The sequence below is a fragment of the Clostridium hominis genome, from assembly GCF_014287825.1.
GTDB classification, from domain to species: domain Bacteria; phylum Bacillota; class Clostridia; order Clostridiales; family Clostridiaceae; genus Clostridium; species Clostridium hominis.
On the sequence record NZ_JACOOO010000005.1, the window covers coordinates 79037 to 98216 of the forward strand.

Genomic DNA, 19180 nt, shown 5'->3' on the forward strand with positions numbered 1-19180 from the left:
CTTAACAAAAGTAGTACCTATTTTAGTTTATCAAAACTAAATATCTATAACAATAAAAAATGTACTTATAACACTTGCTATAAGTACATGTAATAATAAAAGAGACTGTATCTTAAAGTTCAACCCTAAAAATACAGCCTCCTCACTAATAATACTTACTATTTATAATCTGTCTTTGTTGATGGTTCATCTTCTCCAAAAGGAGTATTTTCAAGAGCTTTATTTCTTACATCTTGAGCATAGTTTGAAGATGATGGATCAGTGTTGACCTTACTATTACTAGTTTTTTTATTCTTCATAGTAATACCTCCTGTTATTATAAATTAAATGTATTATCTAATTTATCTTATCCATTTCATCAACTTTTTATATAAAAAAACATCTATTAATATGATTTTATTATTTTTTAAATATAGTATATCCTCTAAGTATATCTATTATATCTTGCCCATACTTATCTATCTTAGTAGGCCCAAATCCTTTTATTTGAATAAGTTCTTTCTTGTCGCTAGGATTTAACTCTATTATTTCATTTATCATATCATCATTGTATATAAAATACGGTCTAATATTTTCTTCCTTAGATTTATTCTCTCTATACTTTTCAAAGTCTACTATTAATTCTTCATAGGATTTTACTTTATTTAAAGCTTCAGAGTCTATACTCTCAATCTCTTCTACTTCTTTAACATGTTCAATAATAGACTTTTCTTCTAACTTTTCTTCAATAAAATCTAATTCATTTAAATCATACTTTTTATAGTAATCATATTGTATCTCTTTGTTATTTGAGATAAAATATTCAGCTATTTTCTTCATCTGATCATCAAACATTTTCTTATCTTTGCTATAACAACTTAATTTTCTATTTATAAGTTCTGTTAACTCATCATAAGCAAATATCTCATATTTTATTTTCTTTTTAGCCTTACTCCTATTAACTGTAGTTTTTTCATTTGCTATAATAACTGCTGAAAGAATAGGCAATGTCTTTATTAACTTCTCTTCAATTAAAACCTCTCTAACTACTCTTACATTTCTATCATTTTGAGCTATAGGACTATCTACATCTTCTATATCTATAATCTTACCATCTTTGCTTTTTATGTATCTTACAAAATCCCCTTCTTCATTTATAGATATATCACCATTAAGCGTTTTAGTCTCTAATATCATAATAAACTTAGTAGTAATTAATATAAAATCTAACTGAGCTATATAGTCTCCATATTTTATCTTTATGTCATGTAAGCATATCATAGGTGCAGAAGAATTCTTTAATTTTGAATATACATTCTTCTCACCTTCTATTATATCCTTTAAAAATTCTATATCTCTTTCTATATATTTAATCTTATTAGACTTAACCTTATCCTTTAAATCTAATAAGTCACTTAAATCTTTATTTTCTTCTTTAAAATCCTTATAAAATTCTGGTGATTTTATATCTCTTATGCCAAATAAATTTTTGAATATCCCCATATATAAACCTCCTTCTTCCATAAGTATTATAACATATTTCCTATATAAGTTAATATTTAACATGGTTATATATTATCTTATAATTTACTCTTTTAATTTAAAAAATAAATTTAAATATTATGTCATATTAATTTAGATGGTGATTTTCCAGTATGCTTTTTAAATACTTGGCTAAAATAATGTTGGTTACTATATCCAACTCTACTTGCAACCTCATTAATTGTTGTTAATTTTCCTTCTCCTAGTAATATCTCATTTGCTTTATTTATTCTGATACTAGTAAGATATTCATTAAAGCTCATTCCAGTTTCCTTTTTTAAGACTTTACTAATATAACTCTCACTCAATCCAACAGTTACAGCAAGATCACTTAATGAATAAGCACAATTAGAATAATTACTTTTTAATTCTTCTAAAATTTTATTTATTAATGGATTTTTATCTTCTATCTCTCTACTTAAAAAAGTATTCTTTAAGTCTATCGCTGCTTGTAAAACATTATATAATTCTTCTTTTTCTATTGGCTTTAAAATATACCTAAAGACGCCATACTCTATAGCTTGTCTTGCATAAGAGAAATTATCATATCCACTTACTATAATAAAAATAGTATCTTTTGAAAGCATTTTACCTTTCTTAATAAAATCAAGTCCACTTAAAAACGGAATATTTATATCTACCAGTGCAATATCTATTTTATAATTCTTTAGTTTTTCAAGTGCTTCTATCCCATTCTCCCCTTCATAGATAGTTCCAATTGGTAACTCAAATCTAATCAGTCTCTTTTTTATACCTATTCTTATTCTTTCCTCGTCATCTACAATTAAAACATTATACATCTTGTACCTCCTCTAAAATAGGATGAGTTACAACAGCTATAACCTTACTTTTGTTTATTTCAAGCCTAACTCCATACTTCTCTCCAAAGTTCAATTTAAGCCTTTGGTTTACATTATAAAGTCCATAACCTTCTTCATTTTCTTTTTTATAATCATTTTTTAGTAATTCATTTACTTTATTGATTTTATTTTTATCAATTTTATCAGAAGTATTAATTATCTTAATTATATAATTATTATTCAAGCAGTATATATCCACATTTATATGACCTATTTTATCCATCAACTTTACTCCGTGATATATAGCATTTTCCACCAATGGCTGTAAAGTAAATTTCATAAACTTTGATTTTTTATTGATATTATCACAATTTAATTTAAAAGTAAATTTATCACCATATCTTAGCAACTGAATATTTACATAACTAGTAAGATGTTTTAATTCATCCTCTATCTTTATAAAACTTTTGTCACTACTTAGTCCAATTCTAAATAATGTTGCTAAATTTCCAATAGCTGTTTCTACCTCGTCGTTATCATCTGAAATTGCCATTGCTTGAATAGTTTCTAAAGTATTGTAAAGAAAATGTGGTTTAATTTGACTATATAGTGCTTTATACTCAGCTTCCTTTTTTAACCTTTCTTCAATCTCTAACTTCTTAATTAATGTTTCAATATTTTCAATCATGGAGTTATAAGTAATCCCTAAGCTATTTAGTTCTACTATCTTATCATCCGGATTAATCTTACTTAATTTCTTAATATCATTAAAATTCATCTTAGCCTTTAATTCTTCAATAGGCCTAGTAATTGACTTAACATATTTAGTTAATATATATATAGTTAATAAAAGTATACTGATTCCTAATAATATTGTAAAAATAGCAGTTTCCTTAATCTTTCTATTAATAAATCTATCTGGCACCATCATTTTAATTGACCAACTTGACTCATTATCTATATTTGATTCAAATTTCGTAAACTTTGAATTGTTCATTTTTTCATTAATATTTACCATAGTTGATACTAATACACAGCCAGTATTTTTATTATATAATTCTACTGGAAAATCATATATATTAGCCCTATTTACAATATCTATTAAATATTCAATAGATACAGCTCCACTTAAATAACCAACTACATCACCTTCAACATTTCTAATCTTCATTATAATTAAAATTATTTCAACTTCATTAGATTTTGATATTATAGGGTCCGTTATTATATACTCCTTATCTACTTCTGATATTTTCTTAAAGTACTCCCTACTATCTACTGAAATTATATCTCCATTTGTTAGATATTTTACCCCGTCCTTACTTATAATCCCAAAGGATTCATAGTTTTCAATATTCCTTATTTGATAATTCCTAAGCATCTTAATATTTTTTTCAATTTCTTCTGCGTTTACTTCTTCTACATTTATTGCACTTACCAATTGCTTCATTTCACTTATTCTCATGCCTAACCAATAACTTATCTCATTAGATTTAGAACTAATTAAATCCTCTGTTGTTTGCTTTATATCCGGAACTATAAATAAGTTTATATTGATAACTGAAAATATCATTATAGAAGTTAACGATATTATTATTAACGTAGCTATTGGCATAATAATTTTAGAATATAGACTCCTCATTCCCTTACTCCTTTATACCACTCTTTAATCATCCAAAATACATATAAATAAAGCCTACAAAAATCATATGTAGGCCTTATTATTACTTAATTAATCCTTATTCTATTTTACTACGTTTTGTCCTGCAATTCTACCAAAAACAACAATATCTGTGATAGCATTTCCACCTAAGCGATTTGTTCCATGAATATCTCCTACGACTTCTCCTGCTGCATATAGGTTTTCAATAACCTTTCCGTCTTTATTTATAACTTCTGCATTTGTATTGATATTAATACCACCCATAGTATGATGAGTTGATGGAGTTACTTTTTGTATATAGAATGGTCCTTCAGCTATAGTTCTTAATGTTCCACCCTTATTAAAATCTGCATCCTTACCATCTGCAACAAATCCATTAAACTTATTTATTGTTTCAGTTAATGCTTCTTTACTTATACCATAATGTTCTGCTGCTTCTTCAATTGAATCAGCTTTAAATATTACCCCGTCTTTCTCCATTGTTTCATATTCTTTACTATGAACTTCTACCATATTTCCAACTGACTCTACTTCTTGTCCCCAAATTAAGTATGCTATAGAATCTGTTTGCTCTATTATTCCTTTAGATATAACATCTCTTCTACCCATTTCATCTACAAATCTTTCACCTTCTTGATTTACAAGTATAGCACCGTCAAATCTTGAATTTGAAACATATGAAATTATTCCTGTTACTGGACTACATGTTGGATAAACTTGAATAAACTCCATATCCACTAAGTTAGCCCCGACTTCCTCAGCCATCTTTATTCCATCACCAGTACTTGCTTCTGTACAAGTTGTCTTATATTTTTCATCATAATGATCATTATATTTCTTTCTCATTTCTACATCAGCACCAAAACCACCTGTTGCTAATATTACACCTTTGTCAGCATTAAATACTACTTCTTTACCTTTATTTTCAGCAACTACACCTTTTATAGAACCATTTTCTTCAACTAGCTTTTTACCTGCTGTCTCCATAAAGAACTCAACACCTAGTTCTTCAGCTTTAGCCTTAAGCTTATTTATTAACTCAGTTCCCTTATTTCCTTTAGGTATCAAAGCCCTTGGCACAGAATGTCCACCAAATTGTTGTAATCTATCCGGCATTAATTCTACTCCCATATCATCAATTAACCAATTAACCGCATCTAATGCATTCTCTGCCATAACTTTAACAAGTTCAGGATCATTTTCACTATCTCCACCCTTTATTGTATCCTCTGTAAATAATTCTACAGAATCCTCTATTCCATTAGCAATTTGTTGTTCTGTTCCTGGAACATTTAATCCTCCTCCAGATACTAATGTATTCCCACCAGCGAACATAGTTTTTTCAATCACTACAACCTTTGCTCCAGATTGAGCTGCTTCTACTGCGGCTGAAAGTCCAGCTCCACCTGCTCCAACAACTACAACGTCAAAGGTATATTCATCTTGCATTTCTTTTCCTACTAATGATTGCTTTTCATCCTTACTAAACATATCATCTGTTCCGCCCGCTTGTCTTAATGCATCCTTTACAGCTTCCATCATTGCATTTGAGCTAACAGTTGCTCCACTTACAGTTTCAATATTAGTGCTATTAGTGTTCTTAATTACCTCTCCAATAGTCTCCATAGCACTATCCCCTAATCCTTTTGTTTCAGAATGCTCTAAAACTTTAACATCGCTTATCTTACCATCTTCTACTGTTACTTCCACTTTGATTTCTCCACCATTACCTGTGGCTTTCCCTACATATGTTCCTGCTGTATAGCCTTTATTGTCTGTAGATACTCCATCATCATTACCTTTTGAACATCCCACTGAAGTAGAAATTATACCTACTGCCATAATTAAAGCTATTATTCTCTTTGCTGATTTGTTCATCTTTAATTCCCCCATTTATAAATATTTTACCTCATTAAAACTTTAAATTGCTTATAAGGTTTTCGCTTGTTAATATTATAACAATTATATTTTCTTACGTATTTATAAAAATCGGTTCTTTTGTATAATTTTCGGCAATAACTTTATAATAAAAAAAGAATGAAACCAAATAAACGTTTGATTCCATTCTTTTTATATTACTATTTACAATTTTAAAATTCCTCATTATTAATTAATATTATTGGTTTTATCTCACTTCCATATATATCATTTCTAGATAAAAGATATTTCTTCACATCTTCTTTATTAGAAAACTTAGATATTTGAAATGGATCTATAGATGAAAATTTCTCAAGCACTATATATTCACCATCATTTTCGATCATAACTACAGAGTGTCCCACAAACATCTTATTTTCAAATTCATCATTTATATAGATATTTATTAATGAAACTTTGCCATTATTCTCGATCTTAACCTCTCTTTTGTTTAACTCATCTTTGATTAGTTCTATTATTTTTTTAGAATCTTTAGCATCACCTATATCTACAGGATTGAATAGGTTTATATATTTCTCTTTATCCTCTTTATTAAAGTCTAATATAGGATTATTATCAATTGCCTCAATATCAAACATCAAATAATTATCTGACTCAATTTCTCCTTTAGTTGTAACAAAATCTTTAAATAATTCAAATGCTGATAACCTACAATTTATTTCACTTAAAGTCATTCCATCGTCTAATATTTTCTCTTTTAAACTAACTGCAGCATATAATCCATTTATTGAATCTACGGTTACAAACTCTTCTTTTAATACACTTTTATCTTCAACTCTTTCATTATAATCATTAATATAATTTATATACGTATCTACATTTTCCCCATTTATACCATTATTAATAAGTAAAGTCTTCACTTCATCTTCCATTTTTTTATTTGTTATATTGGAAAGTGTTACTGGCACTTTTTCAACTTGATTTTCGCTTGAAATATTATTATCTTCTGTTAAATTATTTTTATCTTCACCACAGCCCACCATCATACTACCAATAACTAATGCTAAAGCTAATGTAATAAATCTTTTCTTCATAACTTTTACCTCCACTCTTTTATCGCAATTATATTATAATTTAGATGTTCAAAAATTGTAGTTACAAAACTATTACAACTAATTTACAAATTTTATTTTATTCCTATTATTAATTCATAAACAGCACTTACCTTTTAATAACAAAAAGAGTCCCATTTGAATGGAACTCTTTAATTCTATAATTACTATGATAAATTATAGTCTTAATTTATTGTTTTACAGGTAATTTAATAATAAATTCACTACCTTTTCCTAGTTCACTTTCTACCCAAATAACTCCGTTATGAAGCTCTATAAGCTGTTTACTTAGGGTCAGCCCTAGTCCGCTTCCTCCGTGCTCTTCAGATGTTTCAGAATACTCTTGTGAGAATCTATCAAAAATATACTTATGATATTTAGGATCTATACCTATTCCATTATCTTTAATAGATATTTTTATCTGTTCCCCTAGATCCCATAGGAAAACTTCAATAGTACCACCTTTATCTGTAAATTTTATAGCATTTGATATTAAGTTTATTATTACTCTTTCAATTTCTAAATCATCACATTCTATGATTTTTTCTTCTATGTAAGGTTCTACAATTAATTCTATATCCTTTTCATGCATTAAATCCTTCATAGATAATGCTACTTCTTCTACCAAGTAAACAATATCATGTTCTTTAATATTCAACTTATATGATCCTGATTCTATCTTAGAGGTATATATTATATTATCTATTAAATTCATAAGCCTTGTACAATTTCTCTTCACACTCTTCATATAGTGAGACATCTTCTCTTTTGGAATTTGTTTATCTTCCTCATTTAGATTCTCTATAACCTTCTGAGTTGCTGATATTATATTTAATGGTGTTCTTAATTCATGAGATAAATTTATAAAATAATTATTTTTATATTTCTCATGATATAACAGCTTTGAATATAATATCTTATTTTCCGATAACTTACTATTTAATTCGATTGTTCTTTGTTGTACCATATTATCTAATATTTTAACTCTATTCCATATTACATAAATTATAATAATTATTAATGCTCCATAGCAGAAATAAGCAAAAGGAGTTTTCCATGGAGGATTATCTATTTTTATTTTTATTTTTGTATAATCACTCCAATTACCGCTTGAATTTCTAGCTGCTACTTGAAATTCATACTCTCCAGGTAATAGATTAGAATATTTTATACTATTTTTATATTCACCAATTGTCCATTCCTCATTTAATCCTAATAATCTATACGCATATTTCACTTTATTAGTTTCCCTATAGTCAGGCATAAAAAATTTAAACTCTAGTTGATTATGCCTATAACTTAACTTTATTTCATCTCCTATAATAACCTTCCCACAATTACTTGATATAGCTTCAATCTCTACATTAGTTATAAATTCTTTTTCTTTTATTTGTTCTGGCATAAAGCTGGTTAATCCATTTGTTCCTCCAAAAAACATTTCTCCACTTATACTTTTAAAATACGCATATTGATTAAACTCATTTCCTTGTATACCATCAGTTCTATTGAAATTTATAAACTTTTCTTCTTCTATATCAAATTTTGTAATACCATAATTAGTACTAGCCCATAAATTTCCTTCATCATCAAATAAAATACCGTATACAAAATTATTAGGTAATCCATCATCTTCAGTATATCTAATGTATTTATTAGTTTCCTTATTAAATCTAACTATTCCATAATCAGTCGCTAGCCAAATATTCCCCTTATTATCTGAATTAATTGATAATATATAACTATACCTCCTAACTTCCTCTTCAGCTAAGTAATTATATCTCTTTAGTTCATTTGATTCTTTATTAAAACTTATTAATCCATCTTCTATACTTCCAGCTAACCATAAAAGCCCATCTTTGTCTTCATATATATCATTAAATGATAATACATTTACTCCGGCATCTTTAAAAATTTGCGAATGATCTGTAAATGTACCATTTCTATCACTTGAAAATATTCCATTACTAGTTCCTATCCATAGTACTCCTTTACTATCTATATGTAATGTCTTTACATCATTACAAGGTAATCCATTCTCTTCTCTATATTGTGCTTTTTCATGTGTATCCTTATTATATTTATCCAATCCATTTTGTGTTGCTATCCAAATTTCATCCTCTATCCCTGTAATATCTCTAACAAGATTATTACTAATATATAACTCTCCTTCATAATCTTCTGTCTGATCAACTCTTGTTATCTTATTATTTTCTCTATCAAAGATATTTAATCCATCATAAAAAGTTCCTATCCACAATACTCCATCACTATCTTCATATATCCCTGTTATACTCTCTGAACTTAAAGAATTACTATCAAAAGGATCAGATTTATAATAATTAAATAAATTTTCCGGATTAAACAAACTTATTCCATCATTGGTCCCTATCCAAATAGCTCCTGATTTATCTTCACATATAGACTTTGTATCATCACTAATTAAACTTCCTAAGTTATATTTAGAAGATTTATATCTAATAAACCTATTCTCTTCTTCTATAAACTTAGCAAATCCATAATCAGTAGCAATCCATACAGTTCCTCTACTATCCCTTAATACATCTCTTATATACGCCCCGGGAATTCCATCTTCAAATCGTGGCATATACTTTTCAATCTCTTCTGTTTTTAGATTTAACTTATTTAACCCTCCGTAGTATGTTCCAATCCATAAATACCCCAATTCATCTGCATATAAGCTATATATGAAATTATGACTAATACTCTTTTCCTCTTCTTCACTTGCAAAATATTTTATTACTTCCTCTGTCTCATTATTAATCTTATTTAACCCATTTCTAGTACCTATCCAATAATGTCCATACATATCCTCAGCTAATGAGTATACTTCCTGATGGCTTAAAGATTTATTATCGTCTTCAGAATTATATATTCTAATAAAATTATCATTTTCTTTATCGTAAATATTTAATCCATCATTAGTTCCGACCAATATATCTCCATTTTTACTTATTAATATTTCTCTAATTCTGTAATGAGAAATATTACATCCATCTTCATTAGGCAAATAATTTGTTATTTCATCTGTCACTGTGTTAATTTTACTTAACCCAGTAGTAGTTCCAATCCATATGTTACCTTCCTTATCCTCTTTTATATCTGTTATTGAATTTCCACTTATACTATTTTCTTTACCATTATATTTATATACTTCAAACTTATTTCCATTATATTTATTAAGTCCATCACCAGTTCCAATCCACATATATCCTCTACTATCCTGAATTATTGTTGAGACACTCCCTTGAGATAGACCATCTTCTGTTGTTATCCGCTTAAAATTTCTATTAGCATAATTTATAACTGCATAAGTTGTTTTATCTACAATACATAATATTATAATAATTAATAATAAACCCCTCGCTAGTTTTCTAAATCCATTCTCCAAACCCTACTACCTCTTTTTGTACTTTTTGTATAATTATATCATTTTTTATCATTTTTAGCAGTATAAACAATAACCATTTTATTCCCAATCAATTTCTATATTTCGAAATATATCCTTTAACCAAATACCTATCAACATTTCCTTAAGAAAAATATGCCTACGGCAGATATAATATCTATGCCGTAGGCATTTATTTATCCTGGTGTAAGCCAATATTTCTCCTTGTAAGCTTAGAAAACAAATTATACATAGTTTGCAACAACTTTATTTTTTCCTGTATTTTTAGCTTCGTATAGCGCTTTATCTGAATCACTAATAATTTGTTGTAATGTCTTATCTTTTGCATCCATCTCAGTTATTCCTATACTAGAGGTTACTTTAATAAATTTATTCTCATCTACATTAATAACTATTTTTTCAATGTTTCCCCTTATTCTCTCAGCCATTTTTAAATTACTATTGTAATCATCTTTTACTATAACTATAAATTCTTCTCCCCCATATCTACCTACTATATCATCTTCTCTTATTGATTCTTTAATAGTCTTAGCAACAGTGGCAAGCACCTTATCCCCAATTTGATGTCCATACGTATCGTTTATATTCTTAAAATTATCTACATCTATCATCATAATACAATAACTTTCTAAATCTTTTTTGACCTTATTATAAATTTTTTCACTTCTTCTTAATATTTCCCTTCTATTAAAAATCTTTGTTAACACATCATAATTGGCTCTATATTTTAGTTCTTTATAAAGTTTAGAATTCTCTAGTGCAATACCTACATATGTAGATAGTATTTTCAAAGTATTTACATCCTTTAAAGTAAACATATTTTTTTCGTAAGACTGCACACTCATTACCCCTATAACTCTATCATGTATAATTATAGGTACAAAAATCATAGATTGAGAAAACCTTTCTGAAGTTCTATTTTGCTCTTTAGATAATTTATCTATATAACTTTCAAAGTTATTGAAATATTTATAGTACTCTTTATTCAAGTCATTTATTAATATCTCCTGCTTATGTTTAATAGCATATACTCCAAATCTATTTTCATCATTAAGATTAATTGGAACCATCTCAAGATCTTTCCCCATATTCATACATAATTTATATTCTAATGTTTTATTTTCTGTATTTATTAAAGATACTTGAAGTACATCGCACTTAATTAAATTTTTCATTTCTTCAGCAATAACTTTATAAATATTTTTTCTATTTAGATTGGTTGTTATCCTTTGCCCTACGCTATATAATGCCTCAGTCTGTTTATATAAAGACTTATATACTGTTTCTTCATCCTCTAATCTTTTTTTATCTAAATTTTTAATACTTGCAATGCTTGTCTTTTTAAACATCTCTCTTTGTAGATGATTAACTTTTTCTAAATATGAATATGCACTTTCATAATTACCTAAAGCTTTATAAGCTAAACTCATGTTATAATATATTTTATTCTTATTTCTTATAGAATTAACGCTTTCTATATTTTCTTCTACTTCTTTTAGCTTAATTATAGCTCCATTATATCGTTCCTTTTTCAAATCTACTTCTGACCAATAAAGTAATGCTTCATTTAAACATAATTTATGTTCTGTATCTCTTGAAATTCTTACACTTTCACTAAATCTTTCATCTGCAAGATTATATAAACCTTTAGCACAATAAGTTCTTCCCATCTCTTCTAGAACTCCTGGAATTAAATTTACTGAAAAATCTTTCGCAAGTTCTAAAGCATTTTCTAAATAATTTATGGATATATCATAATTATTTAGCTCCCTTTCGCACTCTGCTAAATTAATTAAGTTTACTATTTTATTATGCTTTATATCTATGTTAGGAAGGTTCGATATCTGTTCTAATAAAGATTTTGCTTTCCCATATTCACCGATCTCTACATATGTTATGGACATATTATTTTTTATACTATTTAATGCTTGATAATTACCAATTTTCTCTGCTAATTCTATTCCTTTTATACCATACTCTATAGCCCTATCAAACTGTTGTGTAAAGGAATAATTCCCCACTAGAGCATTAATAGTAGCCAATATTCCATCATGATCATTCTCTCTTTCAAATATTTTATAAGCTTCTGTATGAACTTCTATAGCTTTTTTAAAATTACCTAATCCATGTTGAATCCATCCATAGTTATGTATTATCCAAGGATATGCATAAGATAACCCCCTCTCTTTTACATATTCTATTAACTTTTCATATATGTCTCTTGATGCTCTATATTCTAACTCATTTATATTCCTGCATATTATCTTTATATATTCTTTATCAGGCTCTAACTTTTCCAGATTCTTAATAATTTCTTCGAAGTTCATTATTCTCCTCCTCAAATAAGTATACCTGTATACATTTTTTTCATATTTTGTATTAATATTCTACACTTAATGTAATTGTAATATAAATTATATTACTATGTAAATAAATATCATATCTTTCTTCAGTTAAATATAAATAGGTATTCCTTTACTAATATTAGAAATACCTATCTAACTTTATCATTATCCTTCTTTTAAAATTTTCATCTTAATTTTAACTCCTACAGTCCCTTGCACTAATTTATCTATAATTTCCTCTTTTTTGCTTCTACTCTTCACAAAAATTTCTGCTTTTTTAGCTATAGCTTTTAATTCATTAACTTTCAATCCACTATTCTTCAAATAATCATAAGCTTCTTCCTTAGTAATAACAGAATTTAATTTTATTAAAACCTCTTCTAACCTTTTATCATCACTGTCATTTTCAATTCTAGAAGCCCTAGGTTTTCTTTTGCTTGACTCAAGCTTTTTCCCTATGACTTTTTTATTACTGCTCTTGTTAGGTGATAATTTTTCTCCAGCATCTTCTCCATCTCTTAATTCTAGAAACTTGACTCCATTTAATAATTGTTTTAATTCCACATCGTCAAGATTTAATATATATTCAAATACTAATTTATTAACTTTTAAAATATCCGATTTTTCCATTATTAGCTATACCCTTCTTAAAAATTCTTTTTCAAAATTCTCAAAGTCTAAATGTATCGCTGTCTTCTTCCTATTTATATTGGTTAATACAAAAGGTAAATCATTATTATTATCAATCTCCTCGTCATTTGCTCTAATCTTTGATACAAATGTTTCTAGATTATCTTCATAATTTATTTCATTTAAATATTGTTTATGCATTGATTTAGGTTGTCCATTTATTATCTTAACCATAGTAGGTAATACTCCCATTAACTTTATATCCATATGCTTAAATTGATAAAAATCAAATTCATTTATCCCTCTTTCAACTTCCCTCTTCAAATTTTCAACATGTTCTAAGAGAGTAGGCGCCCCTACTGTTGAAAGATAATCTAGCTTTGTAGGTACTATATATGAATCAGATGCATACATTGCACTTTGAGTAATTAAATCAAAGCTCGGTTGGCAATCTAATAATACAAAGTCATATTCTCCATACACAGTCATTAACTCTTCTCTTAATCCAGATATACATCTTAACTTATTTTTTGTATATTTTCTTTTTGTATTTCCAGATATACTTCTTGCTAAATCTATTTGTATTTCATATAAATCTGTACTAGACGGTAATAAACTTATAGCCTGTCCTCCATTTTTAATTATTACAGAATTAGCTTTTAGATCATTAGTAATATAATTTTTTATATTATCCTTTTTCTTATTAATTATAGAGTTAAAAAGAGTCTTTATTGTTTTTTTGTCCTTATACTCTCTTTTCCAATTATCAATTCCCATATACGAAAAAGTTAAACTAGCCTGAGGATCTAAATCTATTAATAATACTTTATAACCGTCTAAAGCTAATAAAGCACCTAAATTTGATACAACTGTACTCTTTCCAACGCCACCTTTGTAATTAACAACAGAAATAATTTTCAATTAACTTCCTCCTACAAATACTCCCATCTTATTTATACTGTAGATTTTTTTATTTAATTACTTTACTATTAAATTTAGCTTCCAAAATGATAACTATATAAAATTCACATATGTAAACATTTTACTTTTAAAATAAAAAATGATATCATACTAGTGTCTTATAAATCATAAGTTATGTTATTACCATAAAATAATCACGAATTTATTCCAGTTAATATTTCTTTAAATAAATACTATATTTATAAGAAGATAAAATATTCATATGTTTCACAAATTGTATAAAGAGAGTTTTAAAAAGGGGGACTTTTATTATGGCACTAAAGCAAATTGATGAAAAAAAAGAACATATTCACATTAATAATGATGGAAAGACTTATATCCATAGCCATGATAACACTAGTGGACATACCCATAAGCATGTCCATCAAAATACTAAAGCCGTATTAAATAGATTATCAAAAGCAAAAGGTCATTTAGAATCAGTAAAGAGAATGGTAGAGGATGATAGAGATTGTAGCGAAGTACTAATACAATTATCTGCAGTAATATCAGCACTAACAAGCACAGGTAAAGTAATCTTACAAGATCATATAGAACACTGTCTTGTAGAAGCCGTAGAATCCGGTGATAGAAAAGCAATTGAGGATTTAAATAAAGCAATTAATTTATTTATAAAATAATTAATAAATTTAAAATTAAAAATGATAAATGTCAAATTGCAGATGAAATTACTACATAATTTCTAAAACTATTATTAAAAACTCCCATAGAGATTTAATTCTATAGGAGTTTCATCTTCAATATTTAATTTCCCATTTTTAATTAAACATTAAATCGGTTATATTCATTATAGCAATCCATACACAAATTCTTTTCATTTTGTATTCTTATCATATTTTCTGAAGTTTTTTCTCCACAATCTTCACAAATGATAGATTTGAATATCCTTGCTCTTTCTGGAACTTCAAGAGTTGTTTCTTTAACATCAAACATATCTTCTGGATTACATTCTTGATAATATTTGAAGCTTTCTTCTCTAGTCATATTTGGTTTTTGCTTTAATACAAGACGTACAGATTTTCCATTGTTTCTATTATAAAACGAAAAGGCTTGTTTACCTCTCATATGAAATAATAAATTACCCTTTCCTACACTACATCCTAAAATAACTTGAATAGCATCTACTCCACAGGCATCATTTTCTGTTATACAAACCATTTCCTCATCTTGTGAAAAATCACCACTTAGTAACTGCTTTGCATATATAGCAGCTTGATACCCTATAGTTAACCCTCCACACTCATGTCCATGAAACTCTACACACTTATTCCATAATTCTGTATTAATCATAATACTCTCTCCTATCTATTTAATTTGCAAAAATTTTATCTATATTAATTTGCATATACTCTGATGGATCTAACCTTTTCAACTTCCCTTGTTGTAATAAGTACGTTCTATCTGAGATTTTAAGTACACTTTCTAAATCGTGACTAATCATAAGCATGCTAAAGCCTCGTTTGTTTTGTAATCCCTTTAACATTCTTATAAGATTAGCCTTACTAGATGGGTCAAGCATAGCTGTTGGTTCATCTGCAATCATAATTTTTGGCTCCATAGTTAATGCTCTAGCTAGATTTACTCTTTGCTTTTGCCCACCTGATAATGTTTTTATCTTTTTATTTAAAAACTGATTATCTATAGGAAGCCCTGTATCTAATAAGGCTCTTTTTATCTTCTCTTCTAAACCATCATTTGCCTTAGCCAATTTCAATGGTTCAGCTACAATCTCCCTTACTGTCATATGTGGATTAAGACAGCCTTCACTATCTTGAAATACCATCTGAATCCCACCTATAGTTTTATGTTGCACTTTAAAATTTGCTGATTTACCTTCAAAATTAATATGTCCATCATCAAACTCATTTAAAAATCCACCTAATATCCTTGCTAAAGTTGACTTACCTACACCAGATTTTCCAACTATAGATACTATCTCGCCGCTATACACTGTAAGATCAATACCTGAAAGCACTTGTTGTTTGCCATATACCTTACTTATATTTTTCCCTTCTAAAACTTTTACAACACCACTACGGTTACAAGCAATCCATCTATTATCTTCTGCCATTTTAAGATCTGGTACTTTATCTTCACAAATGCTAATACTTTGAGTACATCTACCATAGAAAGGACATCCATAATTCTCCCTTTTAACTACCCCAGTTCTAATCCCCCATATATCTTTTACAAGGTTAAAGCCAACTGAAGCATGGATAAGTCCCCTAGTATATGGATGTCGTGGCTTCTCTAAAATTTCTTTAGTATCACCAGTCTCCATAATATGTCCACCATATAAAACAATCATTTTATTACTTAACTCACTACTTAGCTTTAAATCATGAGTTATTATCAAAAATGCGATTCCTAATTCCCTATTAAGCTTTCGTATAAGCTCTATAAAAGAATCTCTTGAAGCTACATCTAAAGAACTTGTAGGCTCATCCATAATCACAAGCTTAGGTCTTAAAGCTATAGCACTAGCAATCATGAACTTCTGACTCATCCCACCAGATAACTCTCTAGGATATCTTTTCAAATCATCTTTACTTAAGCCAACTACTTCCATAAGCTCTACCATTTTATCTTGCATTTCTTTTTTAAGTGAGAGTCCAAATCTCCGATTTGTTACCTCGAACTTACTCCTACGATCATAGGAGTAGTTAGCTTCCTTAATCAATATTTCCTTTAACTGTCCTTCTAATGTCATTGATGGATTTAACCACTCTAATGAATTCTGAAATACTATAGAAAACTCTGTCATTCTTAATAATTTTCTATCTATCTCTTTCATAGATAATAATTCTTTTCCATCTATGAAAACTTCTCCTGTTACCGCTGTTTCTTTATCCATAATACAAGTTATAGCTTTTGCTATAGTAGTCTTTCCACTTCCTGATTCCCCAATAATAGATAGAATTTCACCTTTTTCCATAGTAAAGGAAATAGGATGTAAGGTAAACTCTGGATATTCAACTGAAAGTTTATTTACTTTTAATATTTCCTCCATACTATTCCCTCCTTAAGCTATCACTCATCTCAGTATGGTTTTCCTTTAACATATACTGTTCTAAAGCCCTTGAAAGTAATCTTAAAGTTAATACTGATAATATCAATGCTAATATCGGTGGCATAAGCCACCATTTCCAAAACTCACTAAAGTATATTCCTGAAAAAGCTGTTGCTTTTGATATCATAAGTCCCCAGGATTTTGCTATTGGATCTGATAATCCTAGATATGCAAGGGACGATTCCTGTATAATAGCGCGTCCTATTACTGCAAGTCCATTTATCATAAGTAGTGGTATTAACTCTCTACTTAAATGCCTCATTATAATATATAAAGGACTTCCTCCATAACTTTCTGCAAGTTTAACATACTCCATATTTTTTATAGAAATAACCTTTGCTCTAAGCTGTTTAGCAATTTGAGCCCAAGAAAATGCAGCTATTATAAATATAATATTTAAAGTACTTTGTCCAAAAAACGCTCCTATTACTATCATTACAGGCAACTGAGGAACAGATAAAAATATATTTATCAAAAATAAAGTAATATGATCTATAGTTCCCCCAATATATCCTGATAAGATCCCTAGTAGTCCTCCAATAATTGTTGCAAATATAGCAGTAACTATTCCTATAGCCATACTTCTAAAAAACCCACTAGAAATTTGAGCATATATATCTATACCTAAATTATCTGTACCAAATATATGATTTATATTTGGCGCCTCAAGAGACAAACCTGAAGGTAAAGTTGCACTATGAGGATATATATAAGATCCATATAAGAAGAATAATGTAAGTATTGAAAATATAATTAGATAAGTATTAATTTTCTTCATACTTTTATCCCTCTCTTATCAACAAAATCATTTATTATATCGGAAATAAGTAGACTTACTAATACTATTATCGTTGATAGTAAAAATACACCCTGTATCATAGTATAGTCTCTATACCTTACAGCCTCTCTCATCACTGTTCCTAACCCTGGATAAGCAAATACATTTTCAATTAAAAGAGTTCCTCCAACTGTAGTTCCTACACTTAGAAAAAATCTTGCTATTATAGGTGTAATTCCATTTATAAATATATATTTCCAAAGTATTCTCTTCTCCTTTAGACCTTTTGCCTTCGCATTAACTAGATAAGGTTTTTCTAATACACTTAAGAAGCTTGCCCTTGCAGTAAAGTAAAACTTAGGTATAGTTACTATACACATTGCAAGTATTGGTAAAAGACTATGAATAAACACATCATATATCCATTCAAACTCTGTAGCATATTTTCCAAAAGGAGTTACTGCACCTGAAAGTGGAATCCAACTTACTTTAGCTGCAATTAAAAACAATAATACAATTCCTATAAGGAAAGGAGGAATTTCAGAAGCTGCAGATAATATACCATATGCAACCTTATCAAACTTTCTATTTCTTACACATATAAGAGCTAGAATAGACCCTAACAGTAAGCTTATAACTAATGTTGCCCCCATTATATATAATGTCCAAGGGAATCTTTCTTTTAAAATTTCACTAACTTGCCTTTTATAGTGAATGCTAATCCCAAAATCCCCTTTAATATTTTTAGTTATAGTATCTACAAGTTGCTCACCTATTGGTTTATCTAATCCGTAATACTTTTTCATCTGCTCTTTCTGCTCTTTACTAAACTCTTCTGTCATATCTTCTCCTGATACTGATGAAGAATATTGAAATGGATCACCTGGCATAAGTCTAGGTATAGAAAAGTTAAACAGATATATAACTACAAAGGAGAAAAGTAGAACTAAAAGTCTTTTTCTCATCTAATCTCTC

15 protein-coding genes are annotated in these 19180 nt (G+C 28.1%); 1 reads left to right on the top strand and 14 read right to left on the bottom strand.

The annotated features are described in order from the left end of the window. Positions 1-158 precede the first annotated feature (158 nt). From H8S20_RS04985 to H8S20_RS05030, 10 genes are all read right to left on the bottom strand, one after another. Positions 159-299, bottom strand: a complete 141-nt coding sequence (locus tag H8S20_RS04985; protein ID WP_186859444.1) for a hypothetical protein — start codon at positions 297-299, stop codon at positions 159-161. 100 nt (positions 300-399) lie between these two features. Next, positions 400-1482: an HRDC domain-containing protein gene (locus H8S20_RS04990; protein ID WP_051986825.1), complete on the bottom strand. Its 1083-nt coding sequence runs from the start codon at positions 1480-1482 to the stop codon at positions 400-402. Between the two features lie 122 nt (positions 1483-1604). Next, positions 1605-2321, bottom strand: a complete 717-nt coding sequence (locus H8S20_RS04995) for a response regulator transcription factor (RefSeq protein ID WP_032117816.1) — start codon at positions 2319-2321, stop codon at positions 1605-1607. Then, entirely contained in the window at positions 2314-3963 is a 1650-nt protein-coding gene (locus H8S20_RS05000) for a sensor histidine kinase (protein WP_032117815.1), read from the bottom strand. The genes H8S20_RS04995 and H8S20_RS05000 overlap by 8 nt, the downstream gene beginning before the upstream one ends. Positions 3964-4065: 102 nt before the next feature. Next, a complete protein-coding gene (locus H8S20_RS05005) occupies positions 4066-5862 on the bottom strand; it encodes a flavocytochrome c (protein ID WP_032117814.1) in 1797 nt (598 codons plus the stop codon). Between the two features lie 212 nt (positions 5863-6074). After that, on the bottom strand, positions 6075-6956 hold the full coding sequence (locus H8S20_RS05010) for a DUF4300 family protein (RefSeq protein ID WP_032117813.1): 882 nt from the start codon (positions 6954-6956) through the stop codon (positions 6075-6077). A gap of 208 nt (positions 6957-7164) precedes the next feature. Next, on the bottom strand, positions 7165-10383 hold the full coding sequence (locus H8S20_RS05015; protein WP_032117812.1) for a sensor histidine kinase: 3219 nt from the start codon (positions 10381-10383) through the stop codon (positions 7165-7167). Between the two features lie 242 nt (positions 10384-10625). Continuing rightward, the gene (locus H8S20_RS05020) at positions 10626-12728 is read right to left on the bottom strand and encodes a diguanylate cyclase (RefSeq protein WP_032117811.1); all 2103 of its coding nucleotides are present in this window, start codon (positions 12726-12728) and stop codon (positions 10626-10628) included. Positions 12729-12911: 183 nt separating this feature from the next. Then, positions 12912-13376 (bottom strand): hypothetical protein, encoded by a 465-nt coding sequence (locus H8S20_RS05025; protein ID WP_032117810.1) that lies wholly within the window; start codon positions 13374-13376, stop codon positions 12912-12914. A 6-nt stretch (positions 13377-13382) separates the two neighbouring features. Next, positions 13383-14297, bottom strand: coding sequence for a ParA family protein (locus H8S20_RS05030; RefSeq protein ID WP_032117809.1), 915 nt, complete (start codon positions 14295-14297; stop codon positions 13383-13385). Positions 14298-14608: 311 nt separating this feature from the next. On the opposite strand from H8S20_RS05030, the gene H8S20_RS05035 reads away from it, so the two are divergent. Then, positions 14609-14977, top strand: coding sequence for a metal-sensing transcriptional repressor (locus H8S20_RS05035; RefSeq protein ID WP_032117808.1), 369 nt, complete (start codon positions 14609-14611; stop codon positions 14975-14977). A gap of 142 nt (positions 14978-15119) precedes the next feature. On the opposite strand, the gene H8S20_RS05040 is transcribed toward H8S20_RS05035, so the two are convergent. The 4 genes from H8S20_RS05040 to H8S20_RS05055 are packed head-to-tail and all read right to left on the bottom strand — an operon-like array spanning position 15120 to position 19170. After that, entirely contained in the window at positions 15120-15647 is a 528-nt protein-coding gene (locus tag H8S20_RS05040; RefSeq protein ID WP_032117807.1) for an FmdE family protein, read from the bottom strand. A 19-nt stretch (positions 15648-15666) separates the two neighbouring features. Further along, positions 15667-17367 carry an ABC transporter ATP-binding protein gene (locus H8S20_RS05045; RefSeq protein WP_032117806.1) on the bottom strand — a complete coding sequence of 567 codons (1701 nt, stop codon included), beginning with the start codon at positions 17365-17367 and terminating at the stop codon, positions 15667-15669. Between the two features lies 1 nt (position 17368). Beyond that, complete coding sequence (locus tag H8S20_RS05050; protein WP_186859445.1) at positions 17369-18205, bottom strand: ABC transporter permease; 837 nt, start codon at positions 18203-18205, stop codon at positions 17369-17371. After that, entirely contained in the window at positions 18202-19170 is a 969-nt protein-coding gene (locus tag H8S20_RS05055) for an ABC transporter permease (RefSeq protein WP_032117805.1), read from the bottom strand. The genes H8S20_RS05050 and H8S20_RS05055 overlap by 4 nt, the downstream gene beginning before the upstream one ends. Positions 19171-19180: the final 10 nt, after the last annotated feature.

Bases quoted from the DNA above. Each gene is read 5' to 3' on its own strand.
- H8S20_RS04985 (WP_186859444.1), bottom strand. From the start codon at position 299: ATGAAGAATAAAAAAACTAGTAATAGTAAGGTCAACACTGATCCATCA.
- H8S20_RS04990 (WP_051986825.1), bottom strand. From the start codon at position 1,482: ATGGGGATATTCAAAAATTTATTTGGCATAAGAGATATAAAATCACCA.
- H8S20_RS04995 (WP_032117816.1), bottom strand. From the start codon at position 2,321: ATGTATAATGTTTTAATTGTAGATGACGAGGAAAGAATAAGAATAGGT.
- H8S20_RS05000 (WP_032117815.1), bottom strand. From the start codon at position 3,963: ATGAGGAGTCTATATTCTAAAATTATTATGCCAATAGCTACGTTAATA.
- H8S20_RS05005 (WP_032117814.1), bottom strand. From the start codon at position 5,862: ATGAACAAATCAGCAAAGAGAATAATAGCTTTAATTATGGCAGTAGGT.
- H8S20_RS05010 (WP_032117813.1), bottom strand. From the start codon at position 6,956: ATGAAGAAAAGATTTATTACATTAGCTTTAGCATTAGTTATTGGTAGT.
- H8S20_RS05020 (WP_032117811.1), bottom strand. From the start codon at position 12,728: ATGAACTTCGAAGAAATTATTAAGAATCTGGAAAAGTTAGAGCCTGAT.
- H8S20_RS05025 (WP_032117810.1), bottom strand. From the start codon at position 13,376: ATGGAAAAATCGGATATTTTAAAAGTTAATAAATTAGTATTTGAATAT.
- H8S20_RS05035 (WP_032117808.1), top strand. From the start codon at position 14,609: ATGGCACTAAAGCAAATTGATGAAAAAAAAGAACATATTCACATTAAT.
- H8S20_RS05040 (WP_032117807.1), bottom strand. From the start codon at position 15,647: ATGATTAATACAGAATTATGGAATAAGTGTGTAGAGTTTCATGGACAT.
- H8S20_RS05045 (WP_032117806.1), bottom strand. From the start codon at position 17,367: ATGGAGGAAATATTAAAAGTAAATAAACTTTCAGTTGAATATCCAGAG.
- H8S20_RS05050 (WP_186859445.1), bottom strand. From the start codon at position 18,205: ATGAAGAAAATTAATACTTATCTAATTATATTTTCAATACTTACATTA.
- H8S20_RS05055 (WP_032117805.1), bottom strand. From the start codon at position 19,170: ATGAGAAAAAGACTTTTAGTTCTACTTTTCTCCTTTGTAGTTATATAT.